Origin of the sequence: uncultured Dysosmobacter sp. (genome assembly GCF_947631635.1) — a bacterium.
Lineage (GTDB): Bacteria > Bacillota > Clostridia > Oscillospirales > Oscillospiraceae > Oscillibacter.
In genome coordinates this window covers 1-8,559 of sequence record NZ_CANRMB010000053.1, presented here as the reverse complement: position 1 = coordinate 8,559, position 8,559 = coordinate 1, and the positions used below count along the sequence as shown (strand labels likewise).

The window sequence follows — 8,559 nt, the reverse complement described above, 5'->3', positions numbered from 1 at the left end:
GGCATTTCCGGGCATTGTATGAAACGGCAATGCACCACGGGATATTGAGCAGACCAAACTCCTAAGCGGTAGGTCGGAGGTTCGAATCCTCTTAGGCGTGCCACAAAAAACACCGATTTTTGCCTCTGTTTTCGTCAGAAAGCACACAAAAACCGGCGTTTTTTGTTTATCATCCCAAATTGAGTCAAGCAGAACTTCGGCGAAAAACAACCTCCTGTTGATTTTTGATTTTGACCGCTCAAAAATCTGCTATTGAAAAAGACTGCCCCCGTTCCTCCAGCAGGAACGGGGGCAGTCTTTTTATGCGAATTGAAAAAACGATGCTCAGACTGTGCGTTCAGTTTACCAATGCAGAGTACAGGATTTCTCAGCCTATTCGGTCGCAGAGTTCGCCCCTCTGCGCGCAGATAAGCTTTTTTCTGGGATTTGCCCGGCTATGTCGCTATTATTCGTGCAAAAGCGGCTTGACATTTTCCGCGTTTGACTAAAATGCTGGACTGCTATTCCTTTACAGGCCGACGGCCGACAACTTGTTCATGTTTTCCCGCTTCATATCCATGGAGGAGTGAATATACCGGTTGAGTGTGATCGATGTGTCGGAGTGGCCGAGGATCTCCGACAGGCTCTTGAGCTCAAAGCCCGCCTCCACGCAGCGGGTAGCGAAGGTGTGGCGTATCGTGTGGAAGTGGACTCCCTCCAGGCCGCACTCCTTCGTGTACTTCGCAAGCATCCTCTGCACCTGACGGGGTTCCATGAACTGCTCCGTGCCAGTTAAAAGGAAGGCGGCCGGGCGGTGCGGGTCATATTGCCCGCAGAGCCTGACCGCGTTCTCGGTGAGAGGGATCGTCCGAATGGAGGTATCGCTCTTTGGGCTGCCGATCATTACCTTCGTTTTACTTGCCCCGGTGCAGTCAAAGTCCCGCAGCCGCTGCATAGTCGCGGCCACATGGATCGTCCTGTTTCGCAGCGAGACGTTCTCCCATCTCAGAGCGCACAGCTCCCCGATCCGCAGCCCAGTGAGCAGAGCCAGGAGGATGCCGAATTTGCACTCGTCCATGTCCGTCTGGAGATAGGAAACAAACCGCTGTTGTTCCTCCTGGGAGAGCACGCGGGCCTCCGTTTTTTGTTCCTTCGGATAGCAGATCTCCACCGCGGGGAATGGGCCGGGGAACTGCTTTGCCGTGTACTTCAAAATGGAGCGCAGGACAGTGAGGATGTCCCGAACAGTTTTAGCGGACAGGCCCTCGTCCAGAAGCTCCCGCTTGAACCGCTCCGCAAGCTGTGTGGTGAGCCCCAGCGGAAAGCACCCGCCCAGCTTTGGCAGGATGTGCCTCGTCAGGATCGTGTTGTACTTGACGTAGGTGGACGCCTTCACCCTCCCCCGCTCCAGTTGGAGCCATTCTTCGCAGAAGAAAGCAAACCTGTGCCGGTTGCTCGCCGCAGGGACAGGCGCCCCCACTAACAGAGCGGCTTTATATCGCGTGACTTTTTCTTTCGCCTCCTTATACGTTCTGCCGTAGCAGAACCCGTACCTGATCCTGCCGGAAAGCTCGCGGCCCTTGATATAGCGCGCCTCCCAGCGCCCGTCCTTGCGCTTGAAAATGTTTTCACCCTTTCTCGCCATAATCGAATGCCTCCTCTCATATAGTATTACGGCGCAGCATGATAATTATATGAGAAGAGTGCGTCGCAGCGGTGTTTTGACTGCGGTTTTGACTGCGATAGCCCCGGCCCGCCGCTTTGACGGGCGGCCAAACAGCCGCGTTGCGCGATCAAGAAGCCGGGCATGCAAAATTTTTACGTAAACTACAAAATAACCTATTGAAATTCAAAAACGGATATGGTAAACTTTGTATAATTATTGGATATATCACTGGTCGTAGATGGGCGAACTCTGCGACCGATCGGGTATGACTAGCTGAGCGTGGAGGGGCGAACTCTGCGACGGAGCAGAGCCCAAACCACCTTTTTCTGGGAGGAAACCGATATGAAGGGACTGAAGGACGAACTCCTTACATTTCTGGAGCGCCTGCACGCGAAGCGCGCGCTGAAAAGCCAGGGCAGGCGCGCCCTGGCGCTGGCGCTGTGCGGGTGTATGGTCCTCTCGCTGTGCGGCGGGATCCTCACGCCCGCCGTACACGCCGACACCCGCAGCGCCGAGCCCACAGACGACATTGTGGATGGCTCCCGCGTGGCGGACCCGGACACCATGGACGACTACCAATTCCGTCTGCTCACTGAGACCACCGGCTCCCGGTACGCCGGTCGCGTCTGGACGGACAAGACCGTGTTCGCCTCTGGCGACAGCGACAGGGCGGATGATATCCACTTTAACGGCGAACATACCATCACCCTGAACATGGAGCACGACGGCTACACGGGCGAAGTGAAGTTCAACTCCGATTTTGCCCACGTCTTTTCGGCCCTGGCCAGCTCCCAGGTGGTGAATGAGTACCCGCCCAGCCCTGTGGATCTCGTTATCGTATTCGACATGTCTGGAAGTATGGGACAGGATACCCGGTACGAGATCGACCCGGGTGGGAATTATTACGTTGCGCATACAAAAGACGGCACAGCCAACGGGGAATCTCATGGCGACGGTTTTCCCGAAGCGGGCGTGCCGATGGCGGAGCGTATCGCAAATTCGCGCATACAGACTACGCTTAACGCTATAAACACGACTATCGACAAGCTGATGGCGCAGAACCCGCAGAACCGCGTCGCGGTCTGCGGCTACGGCGCCAACGCCGTGGTCCTCATGCCCCTGGGCCACTATAAGAGGGCAGTTGTTGACGGCGTGAAACAGGACTATCTCACCGTGGGCGGCATGGAGACGCTGTACCACGCCAGCGATCTGGTCTACAGATCGCCCGGCGACGACGTGAAAAAGAACGGCGTTAAACTGGATCCAGTTACAACAGAGGGCTGGTACTGGATGAACAACCGCGACACCTGCTACACGGTCGTGGTGAACGCACAGTACAACACATATACGGGAGTTTTGAACAAGACGACCGGCGACGCAACGGGCGTACCCAATGACGAGAAAGTTGACGGCTATAAATGGAAAGACATCAAAAAAACCGTCAGCAACAATGTGCTTAACAATGTGGGGGAGCATGTACACGCTTTCCCGGGCGCTTGGGAAAATGACGGAACTACGCCAAAAGCTGATTTTTCCACCCAGAGTATAAATGTTTATCAGGGCTCAAGCGATGTAACAACAAGTCAGTACTGGTGTGGTGCAGATCTTGCTGCTGCTTTAGACGATGGGTCAAATCTTAGCAAAGCTATGATTTTAACCTCCGGTCTCGAAGCCGAGGACTACGTGGGCTACTTCACGAACACGCAGGGCGGCATCTACCTCGCCTATAAGCAGCTCGCGGATTCGAAGGCGACGACCTACACAGAGACGCTCTCAAACGGCGTGGTGTCCACCGTGGCGCGCATCCCCGCCGCCATCATCATGTCGGACGGCGGCGCGAACTTCTCGTTCAACGAGATGGGAAATAGTGCAACCGAAGAATTTACCGTAAAAGATTGGAATGGGCGCTATGGGCAGCGAACTGAAGGTGGAACGGGATTTGCTTATTTAACCGATGATTCAATTGATTGGAATCATATTGATGAATCTCCATCTAAAGGATATCCTCTCGATGTCAGTCATCGTCTCAATGACAATACGGGCGACGAATGGTATAAAGTATATCTCCCCGGAAACGATACCCTTGCTCATGGCGATAATCCCGTTGATTCTAAAGGTTATTGGAACGGTCTGCACGGTATATATAATTCCGGAGCTGACATCTATAAAGACGGTACATTGACACTTCCTCCGACTTGGAACAAAGCGGGCGTATTTTACAGCAGCGACAACAGCCCTGTGGACGCACCCGGCACCATACTTGAGGTTTTGCTGACCGCCGCGTATATGCACGACGTTGTTAAGACGCACTATAATAACGGCTGGACGGCAGACGGGGCGACAGAGGAAAGCAAGAGCGACCTTTTCACCTACACGATGAACGTCGATACGAAGCACGTGCCGCAATGGGGCAAAATGCGTCTGTATCCTACGCTCGACCCGAAGGATTACCCGCTCGATACGATCAATTCGGCAAAGTGGTATACAAAAGCGGAACAATTCGGGGACGAAGATCTTGCAGACAGCCACAAATTAACGGAAGTATATAACGATTTATATCAATCATGGAATCAGTGGAAGACCGACGGTGAGACCCAAGCTACTATAGCGAACGAAGATAATACAAAAGTCCAGATCAAATCTATTGCAAAAGCCGGCACTAACGATGCCGATTACGAAACAAAGCTCACAAAAAAGGACGGTACGACGCAAGACGACACCATTCATGTCACCGACGAGGCTGTAATAGCCAACATCGCCTACAACGACGGTTTCTACGACGTGACCTCCAGCCAGCTGGGAGAGACCTTTGATACGATCCTGGGCCTGATCCTGGGCAAGGTGTTCGTCCCCGTGTCGGGCGACAACGACGCCGGCGTGGGCGACTCCATCACCTATCAGGACCCCATCGGCGAGTACATGGAGATCAAGAACGAGGCGATCATAGCCACGCCGCACCACGTGGATGATCCCAACGTCGGTATGTCCGGCCCGCAGACCTACGATATGTCCCTGCTGGTCTTTGGCGAGATGCACGGCCTGGTCCGCGCCGGCGTGTACGACTGGCACTGGAACGACCAGTGGATGCAATTGAACGATCCGACCGGAACGGGTACAAGGGCGTTCAAGCAGGGATGGTACAAAGGCGAGCCTAAAGCAAATCAAAAGGCGCTCGCCGGTGAATATATAGGAAAGGACGCCGACGGCTCAAGCACGTATCCAATAAAAGATCCCGACACCGGCAAAGAATACAGCAGCGCCCAGGAGGCGCGGGACGACGGCTGGGTCATGCGCTTTAACTTCGAAACCCTCCTGAACTTCGTCCCCATCACGGGCGTTGACAATCCCAACGTCCATCCCAGCGAACTACCCGCTCAGGTACAGAACACGGTATACACCTGCTACCGCTTCGCCGGCTCACAGGAGGACCGCAACGAGCTGCGCCGCAACCCCATCTACGGCGACGGTGTGCCGGAAGAACTGCAAGAAAAGTGGGATAAGTATAAGGCAGAGGGAAAATACCCTGTGGGCGACAGCGAGTACGCCGGCACCCCCGGCGTGTACCGGCTGAGCGACATCCGCGTCTGGGTGGAGGACACCGGCGACTTCGTGGACACCGACGGCGCCATCGCGCCCAACAGCGGCTATGACCGGTCGCTGTATGTGAACATCCCCGCCGCGGCCATCCCCACGGAGCTGGCCACCATCACCCTGGGGCCGGACGGCGTGCTGTCCTACGAGACCAACCTAGGCAAGGACCACAAGGTAGGCGATAAGATCACCGTAGAAGAGGGCGGAGAAACGGTAACGAAAGAAGTCACCGATGAGATCCACCAGAACTTCTGCTACCAGTCCACCCCGTTCCGGCTGTTCTACGCCGTGGGCCTGGAGGACGACCTGATCCTCCGGGACGAGGACGGCAACCAAGCCGGCGTGGACTTCAACGCCATCTCGCCGGAGTACATCAGCTCCCACACGGTGGAGGGCCAGGACTACGTCTGGTTCATCTCCAATTTCTACTCGGGAACCCGGTACGGCGATTACGCCACCGACACCGTCTCCCGGACCCGGGGCGACCCGACGGTGACCTTCTCCCCCGGCGCGGACAACCGCTACTACGTGTTCCAGAAGCCCCTGCCCCTCTTTGCCCACGCCTACCGCTGGGACGGTTCCAACCTCAAGGCCGTGGACAATAACGACGGCAAAGAGTGGACAAAAGACAACAACCGGGCCGGCAACGGAAAGACCACCTGGGAGGAATATAACGGCCAGCAGCAGGCCAGCTCCTGGGTCGGCGGCCAGTTCATGGGCGTCTATAGCACCCAAACGGCTTTCAGTAATGCGTTGAGGGATGCGACGTGGGATGATGACGGAAAGCAGTATATCAAAGACTCCCACGGCGGCACTTACGAGGTCGTGGACGGCGGCATCATCTTCTCCGAGGAGGATCTGCTGGACCACGTGACCACGAACGAGGACGGCACCACCGCGCCCGGCTCCCACTCCTTCTCTTCTGACGATTACTATTTCATCCTGCTGGAGTTCTATGTACCCTACAAAGGCACCACCGGCGTGGACGACAAGGGCGAAGAGGTTCCCGGCACCCAGGCGGGCCATATGGTGCAGTACGCGATCGCCCGCAAGGGCAGCGAGTTCGGCTCCGGCTACGTCTCCAGCAAGATCAACAATGGCGATATGCTCTGCTGGACGGACACCGCAAATAAGCTGAATGTCGAGTTCGCGTATGTCTCCATGTCGGATACCGGCGACCGCACCCGCGGCGAGCCGACCTTCGAGAAGTTGACTTATAAAAAGGGCGGCGAACCCGGTAAGAATCTGGAAGATTATCTGAAATCCATCGGCCTGAGTGACGAGAAGCAAGTCCCCAACCCGAAGTACGACCCGACCATACCTGCGGATCCAAAGACGAACCCCGAGACCATCGGCGCGCTGACCCAGCAGGTTGAATATTGGACTGCGGTGCAGGAAGATCCCCTCGTTCAGGCGGCGCTGTCGGGAATTGAGACTGCTGAGCAGTTCAAAGAACGATTCAAATTCGCGGTGGCCACCCGCCCCGGCGGCGTGCGCTCCGGCGATATGTCCAACAACCGGCAGCTAAAGACGGACAACACGACCCAGACCGCATACAACTATTACCTGCCGACGATCTCGGACAATTCCGGCACGGACAATGACGTGATCATTGATAACTTCCTGGGCAACAACGGCCGCCTGGAGATCGCGAACCAGACGCTCCATGTGACCAAGATGCTCGTGCCGCCGGAGGGCTATACGCTGACGGACGATCAGGAGAAAGAGGAATTCAACTTCCAGGTCTCCATCCAGGGCGTGACGGGCACGCGCACGGCCGTGAAGACGGAGTACAACGAGTACGCCGGCAACTGGGAACGCGAGCTGGCCTACATCGACGTGCTGACGGACAACAGCGACCTGGTTCTGACCAATGACTCTACCCGTGCGCTCTTCGTCCTGGAGGAAACGGACAGCACCCTGGAGGGTGGCAGCAAAATCCCTATTGCCAAACAGGTTGTCCAGGGCAGCGACGGGTGGTACTACGCCAATGATGACGGTACGCAGAGCGAAAAGAAAGTAGAACAGGATTCTCCCAACCTCTACTATATGTATCTGCCCTCCAACGGCGCACCGGGCACGGACGCTGCGCACGTCCACCGGCTGTACCAGAACGAGGACTACAAGGAAGATGCGGAAAACTTCCCAAACCTTGCAGAGAGCAAGAACGGCACGACGACCTTCGTGGATGAAGCCCATAAGGATGAGATAACAGATCCTGTAGAGGGGACTACCGACAGCTACCGCCCGGCTTCTGATATGCGTCCCGCCGGCACCAAGACCTATTGGGTGCAGAACGCCGAGCTGATCCCCAAAGATGAAGTCGATATTGCCGAGGGCGTCAATGACGTTCTGATGGGCACCCCCGGCGAACCGGGCGGAATCTCCACCATAGCGGCGGAGGCCGTTGTGGATGGCGCCTGGGTGCACGACGACGGGGAGCACGGCGACAGCCACAAGGAACTGACCTTCCATACCTTCGTTATCCGCAAGCCCGGCTCCGCGACGGACAGCACGACGAACTTTTCTTCCCCGTATAAGACCCGCACCCAGTATATGACTGTGACGCTGGAATTCGGCGAAAACGCCAATAAAAACGACGGCGGCATAAATGGGCCGGGCACGGAGCTCGAGGAAGCCGATCTTTACAACAAGGATCGGTTTGGCACCTTGGGTGATGATTATATCAGTCGTCTGCTCCGGATCACCGCCGAGTTCACGCTGCGGCACGGCGAGGGCCTGATGTTCAGCGGCCTCAGCGGCTCACAGTACAAGTTTGTGGAGAAGCTGACCGACGATCAGGTGGCCAAGGGCTATAAACTGCAGAAGATCGAACATGTACAGCAACTCACAACCGACGAATACACTGACAGGACCACCGTCACCGGCGACACGGGCGATGGCGAGGAGCAGGTCAACTACACCAACACCTTCCAGCCGGGCGACATCTCCATCACCAAGAAGCTGGATGCTCAGGAAGGCACGACCATCACCGACGATGACAGGAAAACCGAGTTCACCTTCACGCTGAAGATCACGCCAAGCGGTATCGGAGCGCCTGAGGACGGGACTTACAGCTACACCATCACTGATGAGGACGACAAGACGGTGAAAACCGGCCGCCTGCTGCCGATGGGCACGACTGAAGGAGTAGGCGACAACGACATTGTAGCCAATTCCGAAAACCTATGGACCTTCAAGCTCAAGGGCGGCCAGACCATGACGGTCAACGACCTGCCGGTGAAGTCGGGCTATACCTATACGGTGACGGAGAACCCCCACGACGGCTTTGACTCAGACGGTGATCCGGAGAATGACGGTAA

Annotated in this window: 2 protein-coding genes; one reads left to right on the top strand and one right to left on the bottom strand. The window is 56.3% G+C overall.

Features of this window, described 5'->3' with window-relative positions; all coding sequences use genetic code 11:
• Positions 1-508: 508 nt before the first annotated feature.
• Entirely contained in the window at positions 509-1,624 is a 1,116-nt protein-coding gene (locus Q0Z71_RS16930; protein ID WP_298025331.1) for a site-specific integrase, read from the bottom strand.
• Between the two features lie 363 nt (positions 1,625-1,987).
• Between Q0Z71_RS16930 and Q0Z71_RS16925 the strand changes: the two genes are divergently transcribed.
• A partial coding sequence (locus Q0Z71_RS16925) for a hypothetical protein (RefSeq protein ID WP_298025326.1) occupies positions 1,988-8,559 on the top strand: 6,572 nt, incomplete at its 3' end.